General features: G+C 75.4%; 21 protein-coding genes. 8 read left to right on the plus strand and 13 right to left on the minus strand.

The features are described 5' to 3' along the window. Nucleotides 1-151: 151 nt before the first annotated feature. Entirely contained in the window at nucleotides 152-1,789 is a 1,638-nt protein-coding gene (locus PAI11_RS16495; protein WP_007576849.1) for a flavin-containing monooxygenase, read from the minus strand. Nucleotides 1,790-1,794: 5 nt separating this feature from the next. After that, nucleotides 1,795-2,613, minus strand: a complete 819-nt coding sequence (locus tag PAI11_RS16500) for an SDR family NAD(P)-dependent oxidoreductase (RefSeq protein ID WP_007576851.1) — start codon at nucleotides 2,611-2,613, stop codon at nucleotides 1,795-1,797. Between the two features lie 78 nt (nucleotides 2,614-2,691). Here PAI11_RS16500 and PAI11_RS16505 point away from each other — a divergent pair, with 78 nt between their 5' ends. Beyond that, nucleotides 2,692-3,336 (plus strand): TetR/AcrR family transcriptional regulator, encoded by a 645-nt coding sequence (locus tag PAI11_RS16505; protein ID WP_007576852.1) that lies wholly within the window; start codon nucleotides 2,692-2,694, stop codon nucleotides 3,334-3,336. Nucleotides 3,337-3,365: 29 nt separating this feature from the next. Here the strand turns inward: PAI11_RS16505 and PAI11_RS16510 are convergent, their stop codons facing one another. Further along, nucleotides 3,366-4,850, minus strand: a complete 1,485-nt coding sequence (locus PAI11_RS16510; protein WP_007576854.1) for an MFS transporter — start codon at nucleotides 4,848-4,850, stop codon at nucleotides 3,366-3,368. 199 nt (nucleotides 4,851-5,049) lie between these two features. Here PAI11_RS16510 and PAI11_RS16515 point away from each other — a divergent pair, with 199 nt between their 5' ends. Then, on the plus strand, nucleotides 5,050-5,640 hold the full coding sequence (locus PAI11_RS16515) for a TetR/AcrR family transcriptional regulator (protein ID WP_007576856.1): 591 nt from the start codon (nucleotides 5,050-5,052) through the stop codon (nucleotides 5,638-5,640). A gap of 10 nt (nucleotides 5,641-5,650) precedes the next feature. Here the strand turns inward: PAI11_RS16515 and ligD are convergent, their stop codons facing one another. The 6 genes from ligD to PAI11_RS16545 all read right to left on the minus strand — a co-directional run bounded on the left by ligD (nucleotide 5,651) and on the right by PAI11_RS16545 (nucleotide 12,253). After that, nucleotides 5,651-6,694 carry a non-homologous end-joining DNA ligase gene (gene ligD, locus PAI11_RS16520; protein ID WP_007576859.1) on the minus strand — a complete coding sequence of 348 codons (1,044 nt, stop codon included), beginning with the start codon at nucleotides 6,692-6,694 and terminating at the stop codon, nucleotides 5,651-5,653. 89 nt (nucleotides 6,695-6,783) lie between these two features. Next, on the minus strand, nucleotides 6,784-8,118 hold the full coding sequence (locus tag PAI11_RS16525) for a cytochrome P450 (protein WP_170320742.1): 1,335 nt from the start codon (nucleotides 8,116-8,118) through the stop codon (nucleotides 6,784-6,786). Nucleotides 8,119-8,172: 54 nt separating this feature from the next. Further along, entirely contained in the window at nucleotides 8,173-9,759 is a 1,587-nt protein-coding gene (locus tag PAI11_RS16530; RefSeq protein WP_007576863.1) for an FAD-binding oxidoreductase, read from the minus strand. After that, nucleotides 9,756-10,436, minus strand: coding sequence for an SDR family NAD(P)-dependent oxidoreductase (locus tag PAI11_RS16535; RefSeq protein ID WP_007576865.1), 681 nt, complete (start codon nucleotides 10,434-10,436; stop codon nucleotides 9,756-9,758). Before PAI11_RS16535 ends, PAI11_RS16530 begins: the two co-directional genes overlap by 4 nt. A gap of 27 nt (nucleotides 10,437-10,463) precedes the next feature. Next, nucleotides 10,464-11,447: a sterol desaturase family protein gene (locus PAI11_RS16540; RefSeq protein WP_007576867.1), complete on the minus strand. Its 984-nt coding sequence runs from the start codon at nucleotides 11,445-11,447 to the stop codon at nucleotides 10,464-10,466. A gap of 107 nt (nucleotides 11,448-11,554) precedes the next feature. Then, on the minus strand, nucleotides 11,555-12,253 hold the full coding sequence (locus PAI11_RS16545) for a FadR/GntR family transcriptional regulator (RefSeq protein ID WP_007576870.1): 699 nt from the start codon (nucleotides 12,251-12,253) through the stop codon (nucleotides 11,555-11,557). Between the two features lie 109 nt (nucleotides 12,254-12,362). On the opposite strand from PAI11_RS16545, the gene PAI11_RS16550 reads away from it, so the two are divergent. Further along, a complete protein-coding gene (locus tag PAI11_RS16550) occupies nucleotides 12,363-12,842 on the plus strand; it encodes a hypothetical protein (RefSeq protein WP_007576871.1) in 480 nt (159 codons plus the stop codon). Between the two features lie 72 nt (nucleotides 12,843-12,914). On the opposite strand, the gene PAI11_RS16555 is transcribed toward PAI11_RS16550, so the two are convergent. Both PAI11_RS16555 and PAI11_RS16560 read right to left on the minus strand, forming a co-directional pair. After that, nucleotides 12,915-13,652: a DUF6683 family protein gene (locus PAI11_RS16555; protein WP_040600680.1), complete on the minus strand. Its 738-nt coding sequence runs from the start codon at nucleotides 13,650-13,652 to the stop codon at nucleotides 12,915-12,917. Nucleotides 13,653-13,719: 67 nt separating this feature from the next. Further along, nucleotides 13,720-14,031, minus strand: coding sequence for a metal-sensitive transcriptional regulator (locus PAI11_RS16560; protein ID WP_007576875.1), 312 nt, complete (start codon nucleotides 14,029-14,031; stop codon nucleotides 13,720-13,722). 137 nt (nucleotides 14,032-14,168) lie between these two features. Here PAI11_RS16560 and PAI11_RS16565 point away from each other — a divergent pair, with 137 nt between their 5' ends. From PAI11_RS16565 to PAI11_RS24630, 4 genes are read left to right on the plus strand one after another with little or no spacing between them, the layout of a single operon-like run. After that, the gene (locus PAI11_RS16565; protein ID WP_040600688.1) at nucleotides 14,169-14,375 is read left to right on the plus strand and encodes a heavy-metal-associated domain-containing protein; all 207 of its coding nucleotides are present in this window, start codon (nucleotides 14,169-14,171) and stop codon (nucleotides 14,373-14,375) included. A 35-nt stretch (nucleotides 14,376-14,410) separates the two neighbouring features. Further along, nucleotides 14,411-15,355, plus strand: a complete 945-nt coding sequence (locus tag PAI11_RS16570; RefSeq protein WP_007576879.1) for a hypothetical protein — start codon at nucleotides 14,411-14,413, stop codon at nucleotides 15,353-15,355. Beyond that, nucleotides 15,352-17,622, plus strand: coding sequence for a heavy metal translocating P-type ATPase (locus PAI11_RS16575; protein ID WP_007576880.1), 2,271 nt, complete (start codon nucleotides 15,352-15,354; stop codon nucleotides 17,620-17,622). The genes PAI11_RS16570 and PAI11_RS16575 overlap by 4 nt, the downstream gene beginning before the upstream one ends. A 33-nt stretch (nucleotides 17,623-17,655) precedes the next feature. Then, entirely contained in the window at nucleotides 17,656-18,795 is a 1,140-nt protein-coding gene (locus tag PAI11_RS24630; protein ID WP_007576882.1) for a PucR family transcriptional regulator, read from the plus strand. A gap of 33 nt (nucleotides 18,796-18,828) precedes the next feature. Here PAI11_RS24630 and PAI11_RS16585 read toward each other — a convergent pair whose 3' ends face one another. Continuing rightward, nucleotides 18,829-20,325 (minus strand): M28 family peptidase, encoded by a 1,497-nt coding sequence (locus tag PAI11_RS16585; RefSeq protein WP_007576884.1) that lies wholly within the window; start codon nucleotides 20,323-20,325, stop codon nucleotides 18,829-18,831. Between the two features lie 262 nt (nucleotides 20,326-20,587). Here PAI11_RS16585 and PAI11_RS16590 point away from each other — a divergent pair, with 262 nt between their 5' ends. Further along, nucleotides 20,588-21,874 (plus strand): lipase family protein, encoded by a 1,287-nt coding sequence (locus PAI11_RS16590; protein ID WP_007576890.1) that lies wholly within the window; start codon nucleotides 20,588-20,590, stop codon nucleotides 21,872-21,874. Between the two features lie 2 nt (nucleotides 21,875-21,876). Here the strand turns inward: PAI11_RS16590 and PAI11_RS16595 are convergent. Then, the coding region (locus PAI11_RS16595) for a helix-turn-helix domain-containing protein (RefSeq protein WP_040600681.1) at nucleotides 21,877-22,192 on the minus strand (316 nt) is incomplete at its 5' end.

Consider the following 22,192-nt stretch of genomic DNA (forward strand, 5'->3'; position numbering starts at 1 on the left):
AGCGCACTCCCGCCACCACCCTCCGCCCTCGGCCGGCGGAGCGCACCTCCACCAGACCCTCCGCCCCGGCCGGCGGAGCGCACCTCGGCCCCCCGACCAGCGGCCAGCGGCGGGGGCCGTCCACCGCACCCCGCCCCCGCCGGCCGCCCCCTCACTCGGCCACGAGCGCGTCGACTCCCGCGCCGCCCGCCGTCTCCGCCCCCGCGCGATCCGCGACCCGCGGCCCGCCCGCGCCGCCCGGCGACTCGAACGCGTAGTCCTCGAGCGGGAAGTGGCGGCTGCGCCAGCGGGCCTCGAGCACCGTCGAGGGCCGGATGTACGGCACGTCGCCCTGGGAGTTGACGTAGTAGGTCCGGACGCCGCCGTTGAGCTCGCCGAAGTAGTGGGCGATGTTGCGGCCGCGGCGCCGGACCCGCCGGTGGTAGGCCTGGTGGGCGTGGGGGCGGACCTCGACGACGTCGGCGCCGCGCTCGCGAGCGGCGGTGATCGCCCGCACGGCGTGGCCGGCGGCGACCTCGACCAGCACGTGCCAGCCGGTGCCCGTCCACGAGTAGGGCCCGACCAGCATCCAGCGGTTCGGCAGCCGAGGCACGCTGACGCTCTCGTACGCCTGCAGCCCCTCGCGGGCGTAGAACTCGCCCAGGTCGAAGCCCTCGCGCCCGACGACCTGCCCCGGGCGGTAGCTCTCGGGATCCGAGAACAGCTCGTAGCCGGTGGCCAGGACGAGCATGTCGACCGGCCGCTCGACCCCGTCCGCCGTGCGGATGCCACCGGCGGTGATCCGCTCGATCGGCGCGATGATCAGGTCGACGTTGTCGCGGTTGAAGGCCGGCAGGAAGGCGTTGGAGAGCGTCGGGCGCTTCGTCAGCGGGCCGAAGCCCGGCTCCAGCGCCGCCCGCGCCGCGGGATCGTCGACCCGCGAGCGCAGGTACGCGCGGTAGGCGGCCCGGGCCCCGCGATCGAAGCCGGCCAGCAGCGGCCGGGCGACCACCGGCGGCGTCGAGACGAGGAACCGCAGCGCCGCCTCGACGCCCAGCAGCCCGGCGCCGTGCAGGCCGGCCGCCACGCCGGGCACGGCCAGCGCCCGCTGGACCGCCGGCGGGATCCGGGCGTCGGGCTTGGGCAGGCACCAGACCGGGGTCCGCTGGTAGACGTCCAGCTGCTCGACCTCCGGCGCGATCGACGGCGTGATCTGGACCGCGCTGGCACCGGTGCCGATGATCGCGACCCGCTGACCGCGGTGGTCGTGGTCGTCGTCCCAGCTGTCCGGCCGCTGCAGCTTGCCGGCGAACTGCTCGAGCCCGGGGATCCCCGGATCGGCCTTGGCCCGCAGGAACGCGCCGACGGCGGTGATCACGAAGCGGGCCGTCGCGATCCGCCCGTCGGCCAGCTCCAGCTGCCACCGGCGCGCGGCCTCGTCCCAGCGCTCGCCGACGACCTCGCTGCCGAAGCGGACGTGCGGGAGGACGCCGAACCGCTCGGCGACGTCGCGGTGGTAGGCCCGGACCTCGGCGCCCTTGGCGAAGACCCGGCTCCAGTTCGGGTTGCGCGCGAAGGAGTACTGGTAGGCCAGCGACGGGATGTCGACGCCGATCCCCGGGTAGTGGTTGTCGCGCCAGCTGCCGCCGACGTCGTCGGCGCGCTCCAGCAGCACGAAGTCCTCGATCCCGGCCTGCTTCAGGCGGACCGCGACGCCGATCCCACCGGGGCCGGCGCCGATCACGACGACCTCGTGGTCGGGCGCCGGCGCGCTGTCGCGCCGACGGCGGGCTCGCGGCTTGGCGGCCATCGTGCTCAGCGCCCCTGGGCGGCGAGCATCCGCCGGACGGTCCCGCGGATCACCGGCAGCCCGGCATGACGCGGGACGAACCGCCCGAGCGGCGCCAGCAGCGCGCGGTTGGCGAGCCCGGGCACGACCGTCCGCCGGCCGCGGTCCATCCCCTCGATCCCGCAGGCGGCGACGAACTCCGGCTGGGCCCAGAGAGCGCCGGGCACCCAACGGGCGGCCCGCTGGCCGTTCTCGGTGTCGATCAGGTGGGTGTCGGTGGCGCCCGGGCAGAGCGACGTGCAGGAGACCCCGCTGCCGCGCAGCTCGGCGTGCAGCGCCTCGGACAGCGTGTGGACGAACGCCTTGCTGGCCGCGTAGGTGGCCAGGCCCGGCAGCGGCTGGTTGGCGGCCAGCGAGGCGGTGTTGAGGATCGCGCCCTCGCCGCGGCGGACCATCAGCGGCGCCAGCGCCAGCGCCAGGTGGTGGACCGCGACCGTGTTGACGGCGACCTGCGCCCGGTCGGCGTCGAGGGGGATGTCGAGGGCGCCGCCGACGAGCATGATCCCGGCGTTGTTGCAGAGGCCGATCAGCCGCCGCTCGTCCCGCTGGACCCGCGCGATCAGGCGGTCGCGCTGGGCGGCGACCGTCAGGTCGCAGACCTCGGCCTCGACCCGGGCGGCGCCGTCCAGCTCGGCGGCGAGCGCCTCGACGGCGGCGGCCTGGCGGTCGACCAGCAGCAGGCCGTGCCCGCGGGCGGCGAGCTGCCGGGCCAGCTGCTCGCCGATGCCGGAGGCGGCGCCGGTGACGAGCACCATCGTGCCGTCGGCGGGGGCGGGAAGGCTCATTCCGGAACCGTACCACCGGTTCGGAATGGCATGTCACTTCCTGAAGCCCGCGTCACCACTGGCTATGATCAGCGCTGGATGACGGGACCGCCGACCACCACGCAGGCCCGGACGCGCGCCGAGCGGCTCCGCCAGGAGCTGCGGGAGGAGATCGTCACCGCCGCCTTCGAGGAGTTCTCCCAGCGCGGCTACCACGACACCGGGATCGCCGACATCGCCCAGCGCCTCGGCATCGGCCACGGCACCTTCTACCGTCACTTCAAGAACAAGCGCGACATCCTCGACCACGTCGTCGACGGCCTGCTGGCGCGGATCCTCGAGGCGCTGGCGGCCGAGAACGCCCCCGACGCCGTCGACACGCTCGACGAGTACGTCGAGCAGTGCCGCCGGATCAGCGGGGCGCTGAGCGAGATCTTCTCGGCCGACCCGCGAGTCGCCCGGATGCTGCTGCTCGAGGCGACCTCGATCGACGCCGAGCTGACCGAGCGGGTGCTGGGGCTGTTCGACACCGCGACCGCGCTGACGGCCGCCTACTTCATGCACGGCCGCGAGCTCGGCTACCTGCGGGCCGACCTCGACGTCGACGGGACCGCCCGCGCCGTCGTCGGCGTGATCCTGGCCAACCTGCTCCAGGGCCTGCGGACGCCGGCCGACCGCGAGGCTCAGCGCCGGACGGCCGACGCCGGGCTGCGGCTGATGTTCGACGGGATCGCGCGCCGCTGACCGCCGCGCGGTCGCGACCGCGCCCCGCCTCAGCCCGCGACCTCGGCGTCGGCGATCGGCGCGCGCTCGGCCACCGGCGGGCGCGAGGCGAAGGCGACGACCGCCAGCGCCAGCGTCAGGAAGACCGCCGATCCGGCCAGCGCCGTCGCGACCGACTCGGCCAGCTCGTGGCGCGCCTCGGCGACCGCGCCGGCGACCGGGTGCTCGGCCGCGCGGCGGCCGGCCGCCGCGAAGACCGTCACCAGGATGCCGACGCCGAGCGACGCGCCCATCTGCTGGGCCGCGTTCAGCAGCCCCGACGCCGCCCCCGCGTCGCGTGCGGCGACGCCCTTCAGCCCGGCCACGGTCAGCGGGCCGAACGCCATCCCGGTGCCGGTCCCGAACAGCAGCATCGCCACCACGATCTGGGGGAAGTAGGCGGTCTCGGGCGAGACGCGGCTGAGCCACGCGATCCCCGCCAGCGCCCCCGCCAGGCCGGCGAGCAGCACCGGGCGGTCGCCCCAGCGGGCGGTCATCCGCGGTGTCGCCCGGCCCATCGCGAACATCGCCACCGTCATCGGCAGGAACGCCAGGCCGGCCTCGAGCGCGCTGAACCCGAGCACGCCCTGGAGGAACTGGGTCAGGAAGAAGAAGGTCGAGAAGTTGCCGCCGACGACCAGCACCCGCGCCAGGTAGGCGCCGGAGCGCTCGCGGCTGGCGAACAGGCGCAGCGGGGTGATCGGCTGCGGCGCCCGGGCCTCGGTGCGGACGAAGGCGGCCAGCAGTCCGATGCCGACGGCGAACGCGAGCACGGTGCCCGGATCGCCCCAGCCCTGCTCGGCGGCGCGGACGAAGCCGTAGACCAGGCTGGTCATGCCGACGGTCGAGGTGACCGCCCCCGCCAGGTCGAGGCGGCCGGCGTGGCGCTCGGTCTCCGGCAGCACCCGCGGCGCCAGCGCGATCAGCAGCAGGCCGAGCGGGACGTTCATGAACAGGCCCCAGCGCCAGGAGATCGCGCTGGTCAGCAGCCCGCCGACCACCAGGCCGACACTGCCGCCGGCCGAGGCAACGGCCGCGTACCAGGAGATCGCGCGGGTCCGCTCCGGGCCCTCGCGGAAGGTGGTGGTCAGCAGCGCCAGGGTCGAGGGCGCGGCGACCGCCGCGCCGATGCCCTGGACGGCGCGGGCGACCAGCAGCGCGGTCGGCGACTGCGCCAGGCCGCCGGCCAGCGAGGCCAGCGTGAAGAGGGCGATGCCGGCGACGAACACCCGCCGGCGGCCGAGGATGTCGCCGGCGCGGGCGCCGAGCAGCAGCAGGCCGCCGAAGGTCAGGGCGTAGGCGTTCTGGACCCAGGAGAGCCCGGTGTCGGAGAAGCCGAGCCCGGAACGGATGTCGGGGAGGGCAGTGATGATCACCGTCACGTCGAGCACCAGCATCAGCTGGCAGGCGAGGATCACGGCCAGCACCAGCGAGCGGTTGGGGGCGCCGGCGTCGGCCAGGGCGCGCGGTGCGCGCCGGCGAGCGATCGAGGTCATCGAGGGGTCCTTCGGAAGGAGGGCAGCGGGGAGCGACCGCGGCGTCGCGGCGGTCGCCCGGCGCGGCGTGGCCACGAGCCGCGGCCGCCGCGCTAAAGTGGGGACAGTCTCCGGAACAAGTGGAGAGCATCCCCGCTTCTTTCGGACAGAATACGGAGAGCCTCCCCGTTTTGTCAAACCGCCGGTCGACCATGCCCCGATGACGCCCGCCAGCCCCGACGCCCCCACGCTGCCGCAGCCGCCGAAGCGGGCCGACGCGCGCCGCAACTACGAGAAGCTGCTGGCCGCCGCGCGCGAGGCGTTCGCCGAGGAGGGCACCGACGCGAAGCTCGACGACATCGCCCGCCGGGCCGGGCTCGGCTCGGGCACCCTCTACCGCCACTTCCCGACCCGCCAGCAGCTGCTCGAGGCGGTCTACGTCGACGAGGTCGAGGCGATGGCGCGGGCCGCCGACGAGCTGGCCGCGCTGCCCCCGTGGGAGGCGCTGAGCCGCTGGCTGCGCGAGTTCGTCCGCTTCTCGACCACCAAGCGCGCGCTGGCGAGCGAGATGCTGAACCAGGTCGACCGCGACGCGGCGGTCTTCGCGTTCTCGCGCGGGGCGATCACCCGCGCCGGCGACGGGCTGCTCGGCCGCGCCCAGGAGGCCGGCGTCGTGCGGCCCGACGCGCGCTTCGGCGAGGTCGGCCGGCTGATCGCGGCGATCGGCGCCGCGACCAGCGACGAGGACGAGGTCGAGCGGCTGCTGGGCCTGGTCCTCGACGGGCTCCGCTACCGCCCCGCCGAGGGCTGAGCCGCCGCCGTCACTCCTGCTTGCGGGCCCGCGACGGCTGCACGCGCTTCGGCTCGCCGGGCTGCTTGGCGTAGTTCGGCGGCCAGGGCGCGTCGCCCAGGCCGCGCTGCTCCTCGTCCTCGCGCGACAACCCCAGCAGCCGGTCGAGCGATCCGGCGTGGTCGTCGATCGCGGCGTGCGGGTCGCCGTGCTCCGCCAGCAGCGCCGGGACCGTGTCGAGCCGGAAGTCCTCCAGCTCGGCATCGGGGACCTGCTCCCAGGTCAGCGGCATCGAGACCCGCGCGTCCGGGGTCGGGCGGACCGACCAGGCCGAGGCGACGGTGCGGTCGCGGGCGTTCTGGTTGTAGTCCAGGAAGACGCCCTCGCGCTCCTCCTTCCACCACTTCGACGTCGCGCGCCCGGGCGCCCGGCGCTCGACCTCGCGGGCGAGCGCGATCGCCGCCCGGCGGACGGCGACGAAGTCGTGCTCGGGACGGATCCGGACGTTGACGTGGATCCCGCGCGACCCCGAGGTCTTCGGGAAGCCGACGAGGCCGTGGTCCTCGAGCACCTGCTTGACGACCAACGCGACCTGCCGGACGACGTCCCAACCGACGCCGGGCTCGGGATCGAGGTCGATCCGCAGCTCGTCGGGACGGTCGAGGTCGGCGCGCCGGACCGGCCACGGGTTGAAGTCGACGACCCCCATCTGGACCGCCCACAGCAGGTGCGCCGCGTCGGCGATCACCAGCTCGCGCGCCTGACGGCCGCTGGGGAAGGTCACGACGGCGGTCTCCAGCCAGTCGGGCGCGCTGTCGGCGATCCGCTTCTGGAAGAACGGCTTCCCGGCGACCCCGTCGGGGAACCGCTTGAGGCTGCCGGGACGCTCGCGCAGGTGCACGAGCGCCGCGTCGGCGACCGCCAGGTAGTACTCGGCCAGGTCGAGCTTGGTGATCGCCCGCTCCGGTCCCAGGCCGTCGGCGCGGTCGGCCCTGGCCGGGAAGACCGCCTTGCTCGGGCTCGACAGCCGCAGCGGCCGCCCCGCGACCTCGATCGTCGTCTCCTCCTTGGCCATGCAGCGAAGCGTGCCAGCCCGGCGCGACGGCCGTGCACGATCGCTGGCGCCGGCCCCGGGCGGGCCGATCGGCCGGCCCGGATCCAGGCTCAGCCCGCCGAGACCGCCGGCGCCCGCCCGTGCGCCGCCGAGCGGACCCGCGTGACCTCGACCGGGACGCCGTGGCGCGGGACGACGGTGATCCCCCGCAGGACGACCGGGTCCGGCGCGTCGCGGACCAGCCGCAGGTCGAGCGCGGGGATCGCGATCCGCAGCACCTCGACCAGCTCCATCTGGGCCAGCGCGGCGCCGATGCAGCGCCGGATCCCGCCGCCGAACGGCAGCCAGCCGTAGGCGGGCGCGCGGCCGTCGAGGAAGCGCTCGGGTCGGAACGCGTCGGGCTCCGGGTAGAGGTTGGGCCGGCGCTGGACGAGCGCGATCCCGGGGTAGACCCGGATCCCCGCCGGCAGCTCGTGGCCGCCGACGGTCCGCGGCGCGGTCAGCGTCCGCTGGGCGGCGTCGATCACCGGCCGCAGCCGCAGCGTCTCCTTGGCGACGCTGTCGAGGATCGCGTCGCCGCCGTCCCCGGCGATCCGCTCGCGCACCCGCTCCAGCGCCGCCGGGTCGCGCCAGAGCAGCTCGACGGCGAAGGCGAGCGCGGTCGCCGTCGTCTCGTGCCCGGCCGCGAGCATCGTCATCAGCTCGTCGCGGACCTCGCCGTCGGACATCGGCCGGCCCTCCTCGTCGCGCGCCCGCAGCAGCAGCGAGAGCACGTCGCCGCGCTCGTCCAGGTCGGGGGCGGCGCGGCGGAGCGCGATCTCCTCGTGCAGCAGCGCGTCGGCGGCCTCCATCCGGGCTCGGAAGCGACCGCCGGGGCTCCACGGCCCGAGGTCGGTCCGCAGCGGGCCCAGCAGCGCCACCGAGGACCCGTCGATCACGCGCACGAGGGCGTGCCGCAGGCGCTCGATCCGGGCCGGGTCGCCGACCCCGAACACGACCCGCGCGATCACGTCGAAGGTCAGGGCCCGCATCCGGTCGCGGACGACCAGCCGGCGGCCGGGCGTCCAGCCGGCGAACTCGCGCGCCGCGGCGTCGGCGATCAGGCCCCGCATCGCCGCCAGGTGGTCGCCGTGGAAGGGCGGCAGCAGCAGCTTGCGCTGGCGCAGGTGCTCGGCCCCGTCGAGCACCAGCACCGACCGCGGGCCGAGGATCGGCGACAGGATCGCGTTCGCCTGACCCGCCAGCAGATCGGACTGGTCGCCGGTGAAGAGCCGCTTGATCTCGTCCGGGTCGGCAACGTAGACCCCGACCCCGAAGCCGGTCAGGCGGACGCTGAAGACGTCGCCGTAGCGCGCGTGCCAGTCGAGCAGCGCGTCGAGCGGCCGGTGGACGAACCGGGCCAGGTTCACGGGTCCGGGCGTGCGCGGACCGGGAGGCAGGCTCATGGACGAAGGGGCAGCCGTTCGTGACGGCCGCGTCAACATCGGCGGCGGGCGGGCTCAGCCGATCAGCACGCCGGGGTTGAGGATCGCCGCCGGGTCCAGCTCGCGCTTGGCCGCCCGCAGCGCGGCGGCGAACGGCTCGGGGCGCTGGCGGTCGTACCAGGGCCGGTGGTCGCGGCCGACGGCGTGGTGGTGGGTGATCGTCGCCTCGTGCGAGACGAGGACCTCGCCGACCGCGACCTTGATCGCGTCCCACGACTCCAGCTCGGCGTCGGGCCGCGCGGGGGCGATCACGGTGAAGTAGGGCGCCGCGCCGTCGGGATAGACGTGGGTCAGCCGGCAGTTGACCAGGCCCGGCGCACCGCAGACGTCGGCGATCGCCGCGTCGAGCGCGCCCCGCAGGTCGCGGCAGAGGTCGTGGATCCGATCCCAGGTCGTCGCGGTCTCGAAGGTCTCGACGATCGCGCCCATCCGCGCCAGCCCGTCGCGGACGTAGGGCATCCGCAGGAAGGTCGCGCGCCAGGCCTCGGCGGCCGCGTCGCGCGCACCGCCGTCGGCGCCCGCGGGCCGCTCCGGGACGGTCCCGCCGTGGTCGGCGGCCAGCTCCAGCGCCAGCGCCAGCCGCTCGTCGACCGCGACCCCGAACGCCTCGAAGCCCAGCACCAGCACGCTGGCCTGCCCGTCGCCGGCACCGCTCAGCTGCGCCTCGCCGGGGTCCAGCAGTCGGCAGTTGGCCGGCCGCAGTCCCGACTGGGCGAGCGCCCGGACCGCGTCGAGCCCACGGTCGAAGTCGTCGAAGCGGACGCTCGCCGACGCCCGCCGGTCGGGCCGCGGACGGACCCGCATCCACGCCTCGGTGATCACCCCGAGCGCGCCCTCGGAGCCCAGGAACAACCGGTCCGGCGACGGGCCGGCGCCCGATCCGGGAAGCCGCCACGAGCTGCTGATGCCGATCGGGGTCACCGTCCGCAGCGACTCGACGAGGTCGTCGACGTGGGTCTCGACGGTCGCGAAGTGCCCGCCGGCGCGGGTCGCCAGCCAGCCGCCGAGGGTCGAGAACTCGAAGCTCTGCGGGAAGTGGCGCAGGGTCAGCCCGTGCTCGCGCAGCTGGCCCTCCAGCCCCGGCCCGAACGCGCCGGCCTGGATCCGTGCCGCCTGGCTGACCGCGTCGACCTCGAGCACGCGGTCGAGCGCGGACGTGTCGAGCGCGAGCGCGGCGCCGTGCTCCCCGCCCCGGTACTCGACGCCGCCGACGACCGACGAGCCGCCGCCGAACGGGATCACCGCCACCCCGGCCCCGGCCGCCCAGTCGAGCAGGTCGACGACGTCCTGCTCGCTGCGCGGGCGGGCGACGACGTCGGGCGGATGGTCGATCCGTCCCCGCAGCGCGCGCACCACGTCGCGGTAGGCCTTGCCCTGGGCGTGCGCGGCTCGATCGGCGGGATCGGTCGAGCAGCGGTCGGCGAGCGCGGCGGGCGGGGCGACCCGCGGCGCCCGCAGATCCAGGTCGGCGATCCGGGGGACCGGCCGCGGGGCGTCGCGCAGGCCCGGCAGCAGGGCGCCGAAGCCGACGCACTCGGCGTCGGGCAGGGCCTGCTGCTCCCAGCCCCAGCCCCACCAGGAGCGGGTGCGGTCGCTGCTCACCCGGGCTCGCCGGGGACGTGGACGTCGGCGCGGCGCTCGCCGGCCGGGTCGCCGCAGAGGTCCAGGATCGTCGCCGCCAGGTCCTCGGGCGCCTGCCAGGCCGCGCGGTCGGCGTCCGGCATCTCCCGGCGGTTGACCGGGGTGTCGATCACCGACGGGATCAGCGCCGACGCCCGGATGCCCTCGTTCGAGTACTCGGCGTGGAGCGCGTCGACGAAGGCCAGGATCCCGGCCTTGGCGACGACGTAGCCGCTGGCGCCGGCGAACGGGTGGCGAGCGGCCCGCGAGGAGACGCAGACGACGCTGCCCTCGCCGGCGGCGAGCATCGCCGGCAGGCCGGCGGCGGTCATCAGGTAGGCGGTGTCGAGATTCGTGCGCAGCTGGGCGTCGAACTCGGCCAGGGGCACGCGGTGGACGCGCCCGGGCGCGGCGAAGCCGCCGGCGAGGTTGACCACCGCTCGCAGGCGCGGGCCGGCCTCGGCCGCGACCCGCGCGACGGCCTCGGGATCGAGCAGGTCGGCCTCGATCAGGTCGAGCGCGGCGTCGGCCGGCATCCGGTCCAGCCCGGCGGGGCTGCGCCAGGGCACGACCACCCGCCAGCCCGCGTCGAGGAACGCGGTCGTGACCGCGACCCCGAGTCCGCCGGTCCCGCCGGTGACGATCGCCGTCCGCTGCATCGACCGATCCTCCCCGATCGCCGCCGACTACGGGCGATCGTGGGGCCGGGGCCCGGCGCCGGCGGCCGCCGCCACGCTGGCGACCATCGTCCCGGAGCCCTCGGCGACCTCGGCCGGCACCCGCGACGCGATCGCCGGCGCGGCGCCCGGCGGCGGCTGCGACCGGTCCGCCGCCGGCGCCCAACCCGGCCCGCGGAAGGCGTAGCCGAGCCGCTCGCGCCACGACCGGGCGTGTCGCACGTCGCGGGCCAGCGCGGCCCATTCGTGGTAGGCGACGCGAACCGGGTTGAAGGTGTCGATGTTGGTCGTCAGGCCGTAGCGCACCCGCTCGCCCTCGGGCTCGAAGGTCCCGAAGAGCCGATCCCAGACGATCAGGATCCCGCCGTAGTTCCGGTCCAGGTACTGGTCCTGGACGCCGTGGTGGACCCGGTGGTGGCTGGGGGTGTTGAAGATCCACTCGATCGGCCGCGGCAGCTTGCGGACCGTCTCGGTGTGGAGCAGGAACTGGTAGAGCAGGCTCCAGGTGTGGGCCAGCACGATCATCCACGGCTTGAACCCGATCAGCGGCAGCCAGAGCCAGAAGACCAGGCCCGTGAACGGCGACCAGTCCTGGCGCAGGGCGGTCGACAGGTTGTAGTGCTGCGAGCTGTGGTGGACCACGTGCGTGGCCCAGAACATCCGGATCCGGTGGTGCCCGCGGTGGTACAGGTAGAACGCCAGGTCGTCGGCGACGAACAGCAGCACCCACGCCCACCAGGCGTCCTCCGGGATCCGCAGCGGCGTCAGCTCGTAGAGCCCGGCGTAGACCGCGATCATCACCAGCTTCCAGGCCGCCGTGATGACGAGGTTGCCGGAGCCCATCGAGAGGCTGGTCGCGGTGTCGCGGGCCTCGTAGCCGACCGGCGCCGCCGCGTCGCCGCCGTGCTCGTGGGCGACGTGGCGCAGGGTCAGGATCTCCACCGCCATGAAGACGAAGAAGAACGGGATCGCGGTGAGGATCAGGGTGTCCATGGCGGCGGCTCAACTGGTTGGACCAGTTGTGCTGGTTATACCAGCGGGGATCCCTTCGCGCCACTCGGCCGCCGCGATCGCGTGCGGAGGCGACCCCCGCGGCGGGCTCAGCCGATGGCGCGCGCGTCGCCCTCGAGCTGCGCGGCGACCAGGCCGGCCGCGGTCTCGCCGTCGGCGTGGCGGACGGCGGCCGCCAGCTCACGCATCCGCGGCGCGTCGCGCGGGACCAGTGCGACGGCCAGGTCCGGGTAGGCGTCGACCGCGACGATCAGCGAGTTGAGCAGCAGCCGGTAGGCGACGTTCTCGGCCCCGGCGACGAGCAGCCGCCAGAGCTGCTCGTACTCGCTGACGACCACGCCGTCCGGGGCGTCCGGGTCCTCGATCGCGGCCAGCGTCCGCTCGACCTGATCGGCCAGCCGCTCGCGCGACGCCCGGTCGGCGCGGGCCACGAACCGCCGCGTCGCGTCGACGCCGATCAACGCCCGCAGCTCGAGCACGGCCCCGATCACCTCGCGCGGGGGCGCCGCCCCGCCGCCGCGGATCAGGTCGAGCAGCAGCTCGACGCCACCGCTCTCGCGCCAGTCCAGCACCCGCGTCGCCCCGCCCTGGCTGATCCGCACCAGCCCCGCCTGCTGCAGCCGCTTCAGCGCCTCGCGCACCGCGTGGCGGTTGACCCCGAGCTCCTCGGCGAGCACCCGCTCCGACGGCACCGGATCGCCCGCGGCCAGGCGCCCGTCGAGGATGTCGCCCCGCAGGCGCTCGTGGACGACGTCGGAGACCCGCCGCGGTGCGTCATCGGTCGCCATCCGCGAGGTTCTAGCAGCCCCCGCGCGGGACGCCGGTCGCAACTCTTGGGGTGGCGTCTGCGGGCGCGCCCCGATGCCCCGCCGGGCGCGCGCCCCGATCCTTACCGGCATGAGGACGACGACCACGCGGCGGGCCGCCGCGCTGACGACCTGCGGGCTGCTGCTCGCGAGCGGCGCGACCGCGACCGCCGCCCAGGCCGCGAGCTACCGCGGCAAGACCTCCGGCGGCAGCAGCATCGGCTTCTCGCTGTCGGGCAAGCGGATCAGCCGGATCTCGACGACGGTCCCGACCAGCTGCGTGGAGACCACCGGCAGCTTCGCGACCACGGCCGGCGCGGAGCTGTTCCAGCCACCCGGGTCGTTCACCGTCGGACGCACGAGCAAGGTCAAGGCGCTCCAACCGGCCGCGATGAACCAGGCGATCAAGGCGACCAAGAACTACACCGTCACCACCCGCACGGCCGGCCGCGGGAGGATCGGCGGCAAGCTCGCGGTCAACTTCTCGTACCTGCGGCCCGGCGCGTCGATCTACCAGTCCTACGTGTGGATCTGCAGCGGCTCGGCGAGCTTCACGGCCAAGGCCCGCTGAGCCCGAGCGACGGCCGCGGAGGCCGAGTCGAGCGCGCGACCGCGGAGGCCCGGTCAGCCACCGGAAGGCCGGTCAGCGGCCGCGAAGCCCGCGAGCGGTCAGCCGCAGCCGCGCCACGTCGACGCCGGTCGTCTGCCGGACCGCGGCGCGGATCGCCGCCCGCGTGCGAGCGGCGTCGGCCGTCAGCCCGGCCTCGAGCTGCTGCTCGTGGACCTGCCAGGCGTGGGCGGCCACCGCGCCCAGCAGCTCGAACAGCTGCTGCTGGTCGCCGTCGGACAGCCGCCGCAGGCCGGGGTCGCGCGCCAGCACCCGCCGGACCCCGAGCAGGAAGCGGCGGCCGCCGGCCCGCTGGGCGGCCGAGGCCGCGGACGCCTCGCTGCTCGGCGCGCGCTGGGCCACCGACAGCCACGAGACCAGGTAGTAGCCAGCGACCCCGTCGGCGAGGTTGCGGGTCGATCCGCCGAAGCGGCGCACGAAGCCGCGGAAGCTGAGCGCGTACTCGCCCCCGCGGATCCCCTCACGCTCGACCACGACCCGGTACCAGTCGGGATCGCCCGCGGTCAGCAACGGGACCAGGGCGTCGTTCGTCCGCTCGGTGACCGCAGCCCGGGGGACGAAGCGCAGGCTGCGCTGCTGCCGGAAGGTCGGCCTGGGGCCCGGCCGCCACCACGAGTCGATCAGCGAGGTCCCGATCACCGCGTGGGCGCTGGGCAGCTGCAGCGCCGGGATCGCCGCCGCCGCCGGACCCGGGACGAGCAGCGCCCCCGCGATCACCACCGCCACCGTCCCCCCGCTGCGCGTCGAGCCCATCACCCGTCGCCCATCGTCGCCGATCGACTGGATCCCGTGCCGGGCGGCCGCGCGCCGGCCCCGGCCGCTAGCCGCGCCGCATCAGCCGCCCGACGGCGGCCATCAACTCGTCGGTCCGCTCGGCCTGCAGCTGCTCGCCGTCGGCCCCGATCACGCAGTGCCGCGCGTGGTCGTCCAGCAACCCCAGGGCGACCTTGTCGAGCGCCGCCTGGATCGCCGAGATCTGGGTCAGGACGTCGATGCAGTACCGCTCCTCGTCGACCATCCGCTGGATCCCGCGGACCTGACCCTCGATCCGCACGAGCCGATCGGTCAGCTGCCCCTTGGTCGCGCTGTACCCGCGGGTCGGCGTCCCGCTCGCTGCTTTCGTGCTGGCCATGGGACGATGGTAGCAGTACCCCCGGGGGGTTCCGAGGGTCGCAACCGCCGTGGACGCCGCCTTGTGGATGTACCCCCTGGGGGTATGCTACGGTTGCGGTGTCGGTACCCCCTACCCGTACCTAGCGAGTGAACCAGATGAGCACCATCGAGCAGACCTACACCGTCGAGGGCATGACCTGCGGCCACTGCGAGCTGTCCGTCCGCGAGGAGGTGCTCGAGGTCGAGGGCGTGGTCGCCGCCGCCGCCGACCACCGCGCTGGCAGCCTGATCGTCCGCGGCAGCGCCGACGGCGACGCGATCCGCCGCGCGGTCGAGAGCGCCGGCTACCGCGTGGCCGGCTGACCGTCCCGTCCCCGCTGCCGCCGAGGCCCGCTCCCATGTCCGTTCCCGCCAAGCTCCTCGCCTTCGCCGCGCTGCTCGCCGCGACCTTCGGGGTCGCGGTCGCGGCCGGCGACGCGTTCGGCCCCGAGGAGCGGGCCACGCCGGTCGGCCACGGCACCATGCGCGCCGACGGCGGCGGCGCGGCGATGTCCTCCGCGGACCACGGCGAGGCCGACGGCGGCGAGCCCGCCGGCGGCCACGAGGGGGCGGCCGGCGGCGGCCACGACGCCGCGGCGACGGCGCCCGGCGGCCTCGCCGCCACCGAGGACGGCTACCAGCTGCAGCCGACCGCCACCACCGTCGAGGCCGGGAAGCGGACGCGGTTCAGCTTCCGGATCCTCGACCCGCGCGGCCGCGTCGTCCGCAGCGGCTACGAGCCCGAGGCCGAGCGCGAGCTGCACCTGATCGTCGTCCGCCGCGACACCGGACGGTTCCTGCACCTGCACCCGCGGCGGGCCGCGGACGGCACCTGGTCGGTCGACCTGCGGCTGCCGACCGCCGGCGTCTACCGGGTCTTCGCCGACTTCGTCGTCGGCGGCAAGCGGCGGACCCTCGGCGTCGACCTCTTCGCGCCCGGCTCGTTCCGCCCCGAGCCGTGGCCCGCGCCGGCGGCCGTGGCCCACGGCGACGGCTTCACCACCACGCTCCGCGCCGGCGACCTGCGGGCCGGCCGCGCCGCCGACCTGACCTTCGCCGTCGGCCGCGACGGGCGAGCCGTCACCGACCTGCAGCCGTACCTGGGCGCCCGCGGCCACCTGGTCGCGCTCCGCGAGGGCGACCTGGCCTACCTGCACGTCCACCCGCAGGGCGGCGACGCCGGGCCGGACCAGATCCGCTTCGCGGCGACCTTCCCGACACCCGGCCGCTACCGCCTGTTCCTGCAGTTCCAGACCGACGGGCGCGTCCGCACCGTCGCCCGCACCGTGGAGGTCTCCCGATGACCGAGCACGCCACCGAACGGCTGGAGCTGCCGGTCCAGGGCATGACCTGCGCGTCGTGCGCCAACCGGATCGAGCGCAAGCTGAACAAGCTCGACGGGGTCCAGGCGACGGTCAACTACGCGACCGAGAAGGCCGCCGTCAGCTTCGACCCCGCGACGGTCGATCCGCAGCTGCTGCTCGAGACCGTCGAGGCGGCCGGCTACCACGCGACGCTGCCGGCGGCGGCCGGGGCCGCGACCGGCGCCGAGGCCCAGGCCGAGGACGGCGACCCGACCCGCGCGCTGCGCCAGCGGCTGATCGGCTCGACGCTGCTGTCGATCCCGCTGCTGCTGATCTCGATGATCCCGCCGCTGCAGTTCGACAGCTGGCAGTGGCTGGCCCTGCAGCTGGCGACGCCGGTGGTCTTCTGGGCCGGCTGGCCGTTCCACCGCGCCGCCTGGCAGAACCTCCGCCACGGCACCGCGACGATGGACACGCTGATCTCGCTCGGCACGCTGGCCGCGTGGGTCTGGAGCGTGGTGGCGCTGTTCTTCCTCGGCGCCGGCGATCCCGGGATGCGGATGCCGTTCGAGGTCGTGCTCGACCGCGGCGCGTCGACCGATCACATCTACCTCGAGGCGGCCGGCGTCGTGACGACGCTGATCCTCGCCGGACGCTACTTCGAGGCGCGGGCCAAGCGCCGCGCCGGAGCCGCCCTGCGGGCGCTGCTGGAGCTGGGCGCCAAGGACGTCGCCGTGCTCGACGCCGACGGCGGCGAGCGGCGGATCCCGATCGAGCAGCTGCAGGCCGGCGACCGCTTCGTCGTCCGCCCCGGCGAGCGGGTGGCGACCGACGGCGTGATCGAGGAGGGTTCCTCGGCGGTCGACCAGTCGCTGCTGACCGGCGAGTCGCTGCCGGTCGAGAAGCGCGCCGGCGACGAGGTCGTCGGCGCCAGCGTCAACGCCGGCGGGCGGCTCGTCGTGCGCGCGACGAAGGTCGGCGCCGACACCGCGCTGGCCCAGATCGCGCGGCTGGTCGAGGACGCCCAGACCGGCAAGGCCCAGGTCCAGCGGCTCGCCGACCGGATCTCGGGGATCTTCGTCCCGATCGTGCTGGTGCTGGCGGTCGCGACGCTCGGCTTCTGGCTCGGGGCCGGCGACGGCGCCGCGTTCTCGTTCAGCGCCGCGGTCGCGGTCCTGATCATCGCCTGCCCCTGCGCGCTCGGGCTCGCGACGCCGACGGCGCTGCTGGTCGGCACCGGCCGCGGCGCCCAGCTCGGCCTGCTGATCAAGGGGCCCGAGGTGCTCGAGTCGACGCGCCGGATCGACACGATCGTGCTCGACAAGACCGGCACCGTCACCAGCGGCCGGATGGACCTGCAGCAGGTCGTCCTGGCGCCGGGCGTCGATCGCCTCGAGGCGCTGCGGCTGGTCGGCGCGCTCGAGGACGCCTCGGAGCACCCGATCGCCCAGGCGATCGCCCGTGCCGCCGGCGCCGAGGTCGGGGCGCTCCCGCCCGTCGAGGGGTTCGCCAACCGCGAGGGCCTCGGCGTCGAGGGCGTCGTCGACGGCCACGCGCTGGTCGTCGGCCGCCCGGCGCTGCTGGCCGAGTGGGCGATGCCGCTCGACGACGAGCAGCAGCGGGCGCTGACCGCCGCCCAGGCCGAGGGCCGGACCGTGATCGCCGCCGGCTGGGACGGCGCCGCCCGCGCGCTGCTCGTGGTCGCCGACACCGTCAAGCCGACCAGCGCCGAGGCGATCGCGCGGCTGCGGGCGCTCGGGCTGCGGCCGGTGCTGCTGACCGGCGACAACCGCGCCACCGCCGAGGCCGTCGCGGCCGAGGTCGGGATCGACGAGGTGATCGCCGACGTGCTGCCCGCCGACAAGGACGCGGAGATCGCGCGGCTCCAGGACGAGGGCCGGGTCGTGGCGATGGTCGGCGACGGCGTCAACGACGCGCCGGCGCTTGCCCGGGCCGATCTCGGGCTGGCGATCGGGACCGGCACCGACGTCGCGATCGAGGCCTCCGACCTGACCCTCGTCTCGGGCGACCTGCGAGGAGCCGCCGACGCGATCCGCCTGGCCCGCCGGACCCTGCGCACGATCAAGGGCAACCTCTTCTGGGCCTTCGCCTACAACGTGATCCTGATCCCGGTCGCCGTCGCGGGCCTCCTGAACCCGCTCTTCGCGGGGGCCGCGATGGCCTTCTCGAGCGTCTTCGTCGTCTCGAACTCGCTGCGCCTGCGGTCGTTCCGGGCGCAGCGGGACGCCGTGCCGACCGCCTCCTGAGCGACGGGCCCGGGCGCCGGCTACAGTCGCCTGATGGGGGTCGAGGAAGCACGCCGGCAGTCGCTGGTGGCGGCGGTCGCGCACCGCCTGCCGGAGGTCGTCGAGAACGCGGCCCGGCGGGCGAAGGAGGGCCTGCCCGAGTACGCCGAGATCGCCGAGGCGGAGATCGCCGGCGGGATCATGGCGGACCTCACGCGGGCGATGAACGCCCTGCTCGCGGGGCGGCCGCTGAGCGACGACGAGCGCGCCGCGATGGGCACCATCGGCGACACGCGGGCGCGTCAACGGGTGCCGATGGAGGCGATGCTGCGCGTCTACCGGTTCACGATCGACGAGATCTTCACCGTGCTCTGGGAGGAGAGCCGCGACGGCCGCCTGGACCACGGGCAGGTGCTGGGGCTGATGCGCGACGTGTGGCGCTACGCGGATCCAATGATGGAGGTCGCGGTCAGCTCCTACCGCCACCGCGAGCTGCGTCAGACGGTCGCCGACAGCCAACGGCGGACGGCGCTGGTGCACAGCGTGCTGCTGACGCCCGGCGGCACCGGATCGGCCGCCGCGCTCGCCGCCTGGGTGACGCCCGGCGGGCGCTTCGTCGCCCTCCGCGCCCGCCACGGCGACGAGGACGCCCGCCAGCTGCTGCTCGACCTGCAGGTCCCGGGCGCGCTGGAGGACGCCGCCGTCGCGCCCTACGAGGACGACGTCGTCGGCTTCGCCGCCAGCCGTCCGACGATCGTTCCGCCCGACGGCGTGGTGATCGGCGTCGGGCCGGCCGTCGCGCTCGCCGAGCTGCCGCGGTCGTTCGCGATCGCGTCGCGCGTGGTCGAGACCGCGACCGCGTTCGGGCGCTGCGGCGTCCTGTCGCTGGCGGACCTGCCGCTCGAGGCGATCGCCCGCGCCGACGGCGACGTCGCCGACGAGCTGGTCGCCCGCTACGTGACGCCGGTCGCCCCCGCGACGGCCGGTGGCGCGGAGATCCTCGAGACCGTCCGCGCGTACCTGGCGCAGGACCTGGCGGTCGAGCCCGCGGCGCGAGCGCTGTTCGTCCACGCCAACACCGTCCGCAATCGCCTGCACCGCTACGAGCAGGCGACCGGCAGCTCGCTGCGCTCGCCCGCGACCCTGGCCGGGATCGAGCTGGCCCTGCGACGGCACGCGCTGGCCCGGGCCTGACGTGGCCCGAGCCGCGCCGTCCGGGGGCGGGATTCAGTGCGGCGGCTCCCGCAGCTGCTCGCGGGTCAGGTCGTCGAAGCGGTCGACGACCTGCGTGAACGCCGCGGCCACCGGCCGCAGCGAGGGCACATGGACCTTGTCGATGGTGTCGGCGTCGTCGTACAGGTAGACGGGCCCGGAGATCAGGCTGACCGTCGGCACCCCGCCGAAGCGGTAGATCCCGTCGGCGTCGGTCGGCATGCCGCCGAGGGTCGCGGCCGAGACGGTGATCGTGCGGTCGAGACCGTGCTCGGCGATCGCCTGGTTGACGATCGGCCAGGTCGCGAGCCCCGCCCCGCGGAAGACGCCACGGGGCTCGGGCCGGTCGGTCACCAGCAGCTCGCCGTTCCGGACCCGGCCGTTGCGGGCGATGTGCTCCAAGGTCACGTTGGCGACGATCTCGTACGGGGTCCGGCGCTCGAGCACGTACTTGCGGATGAACGCCTCGTGGCTCTGGTAGCCGGTGAAATGGCTGTCGAAGGTGGTGAACAGCAGGGTCTTGCGGCGGGTGCTCGCCGGCTGGCGGCCGAAGTGCTTGGCGAGCGCGAGCACCTCCGCCGTCCCGGTCCCGTCCTCGACCGCCCCCGGCCCGATCGAGTCGTGGTGCGACTGGATCATGATCGTCTCGCGGCTGGCTCCCGGCAGCGCCCCGACGACCGTTCGGGCCGTCACCGCGCGCCGGTCGCCGTCGAGTCGGAGCGTGGCGCGGTGGGCGCCGCCCTGCGCCAGCTGCGCTCGCATCCGCGCGCCGACCTTGCGCGTGACCCAGAGCCCCGGGATCTTCACCAGCTGCCGACCGTAGTACTCGTTGTGGTAGCGGTTGGAGTCGAAGTAGTCGGCGAGGATCCCGACGAACCCGACCGCGCCGCCCGCCTGCGCTCGGCCCAGCGCCGCGATGTAGTTGGTGATGTACGGGTTGGCCTGGAGCATGCTCTCCGCCTCGGTCACGAGGCTCAGCTGCGGATCGAAGAGGTGCTCCATCACCAGCCCCAGCAGCAGGCCCGGGACCTGGAAGCGGAGGTTGAAGACCACGATCTTGCCGCGAACGTCCTTGCCGGCGAATCCAGCGGCGTCGCCGTCGCCGACGTCGACGACCTCGGCCGTGCGACCGCCCGGGCCGGTGCTGAAGCTCCCCGTCCAGGTCGGCGCGGGCGTGAACGAGTGCGCCGAGGGGAAGCTGTCGTAGGCCCGACCGTCGACCTGCAGCCCGTGGCGCGCGACGTCCCAGCGGTACGACGTCGCCAGCTCGAAGTGCACGTCCTGGAGCCCGAAGCGGCGGAAGTGGTCGGCCACGTACTCGGCGGCCCGCCGGCCGCCCGGCGTCCCGGTGCGGCGCGGTCCCAGGTCGACGAGGTCCTTCGTCCAACCGAGGATCTCCTGACCCGACGGGATCTCCGCCGTGTCGGCCGCCGCGATCGCCGGGGCACCGCCCAGCGCCGCGCCCGCCGCCACGGCGAGCACCGTCAGCCGTCGTGCGATGGCCGCGGCCACCTCGCTCCTCGTCCTCATCCGCTGTCGTCCTCCCCGGACCGTCGCCGGGCCGAGCGGCCCGTCCCGCCGGGAGTCTCGTGAGCGACGACGTGTGTCGGGCTCCCGCGTCCGCCGGACGTCGTTGTGGGATCCCACAACGACAGGCGATGACGCGGCTCCGCCTGCTTGTGGCGCGCTCCACCGCCGGCGGCCCGCGACTGGGCCCGCGCACAGCCGGCCGCGGGCGACACTCCCGCCGATGCGCCACGACGCGAGGAGCCTCATGCGACGGACGATGGCGGTCGCGCTGCTCGCGCTGCCGCTGCTCGCTCCGCTCCCGGCCGCGGCGACGTTCGCGGACGACCTGGCGTCGCACGCCAACCGGGGCGCGGGTCGCCCGATCCCGCCAGCGACCCCCCGCCTGCCGATCGGGCCGGCCGGATCCCGGTTCTACGCGCCGCCCGCGCGGCTGCTCGACGGGCCCGCCGGGAGCGTGATCTGGGCGCGCCGGGCGACCGGGATGGCGGCGCTGCCCGCCGCCGGCCGCTCGGTCCTCGTCCTCTATCGCTCCCGCTCGCTCGGCGGGCGACCGATCGCCGTCTCGGGAACGATCCTGGTGCCGGCCGGAGCGCCGCCGGCGGGTGGTTGGCCGATCGTCTCGTGGCAGCACGTGACGACCGGATCCGCTGACTCCTGCGCGCCGAGCCGCGCAACCTCAGACAACCCGGAGGTCGAGCGGATGACCCGCGGCGACGTGATCGCCACCAGGCTGCTGCGGGCGGGCGTGGCGGTCGCCCGCAGCGACGGCGAGGGGATCGGGACGCCCGGGCCGCACCCGTACCTGGTCGGCCGCTCGCTGGCGCGCGCCCAGGTCGACATCGTCCGTGCCGCGCGCGCCGTCGACCCGGGCGTGTCGCGCCGGTGGGTCGCGGCCGGGCACTCCGAGGGCGGGGTCGCATCGCTCTTCAGCGCCAGCGAGGGCCAGCGGCTGGCGCCCGAGCTGGACCTGCGCGGGGCCGCGGCCGCCGCACCCGTCGCGGCGATGCGCGAGCTGCTCGACAGCGTGCGCCGGGTACCGCTGGCGATCCCGCCGTTCGACGGCCTGACCGCGCTCGGGGCGCTCGTGATCGCGGGCGCCGCCGACGCCGATCCGGCCCTCGGGGCGCTGATCCGGCACGGCGCCATGAGCCCCACCGCGACGGCGCTGCTCGCCCACGTCGAGCAGCGCTGCCTGGTCGAGTTGACCCGGCGAGACTCCTGGGGCGGCCTGGCCCCGGCCGCGATCCCGGGACCCCGCTTCGCCGAGGCTCGCCCGTTCCTCTACCGCTTCCTCGACGCCAACGACGTCCGGTGGATCGACCTGCGCCGCGTCCCCGTCCGGATCGACCACGGCCTGCTGGACCTGGTGGCGCCGTTCACCATCACGGAGGAGATCGTCCGCGTCCAGCGCGAGCGCGGCGCCGACATCGCCTACGTCCGCCACCCGACCGCGAGCCACGTCGACATCGCGTCCGACGCGCAGGCCGGCCCGGCGATCGTGGACTGGATCGTGGCGCGGCTGCGACGCTGACCTCAGTCGGCGACGGCGCCCGCGACCACCGACCGCTCGCCGTCGGGCCCCTCGAGCCCGAGCGCCTCCGGCAGCTGGGTGCGCGACCGGATCCCGAGCTTGCCGTAGGCGTTGCCGAGGTGGACCTCGACGGTCTTGCGCGTGACCCAGAGGGTCTCCGCGATCTCGCGGTTGCCGAGACCCTTGGTGGCCAGCTCGGCGACCCGCCGCTCGGCCGGGGTCAGGCTCGACGGGCCGCGGAGCGCCGTCCGCCGGGGGCGCGCGCCCGACGCGGCCAGCTCGTCGCGGGCCAGCGCGGCGAGCCGCCCGGCGCCCAGC

The organism is Patulibacter medicamentivorans (genome assembly GCF_000240225.1).
In the GTDB taxonomy this organism is placed as follows: Bacteria; Actinomycetota; Thermoleophilia; order Solirubrobacterales; family Solirubrobacteraceae; genus Patulibacter; species Patulibacter medicamentivorans.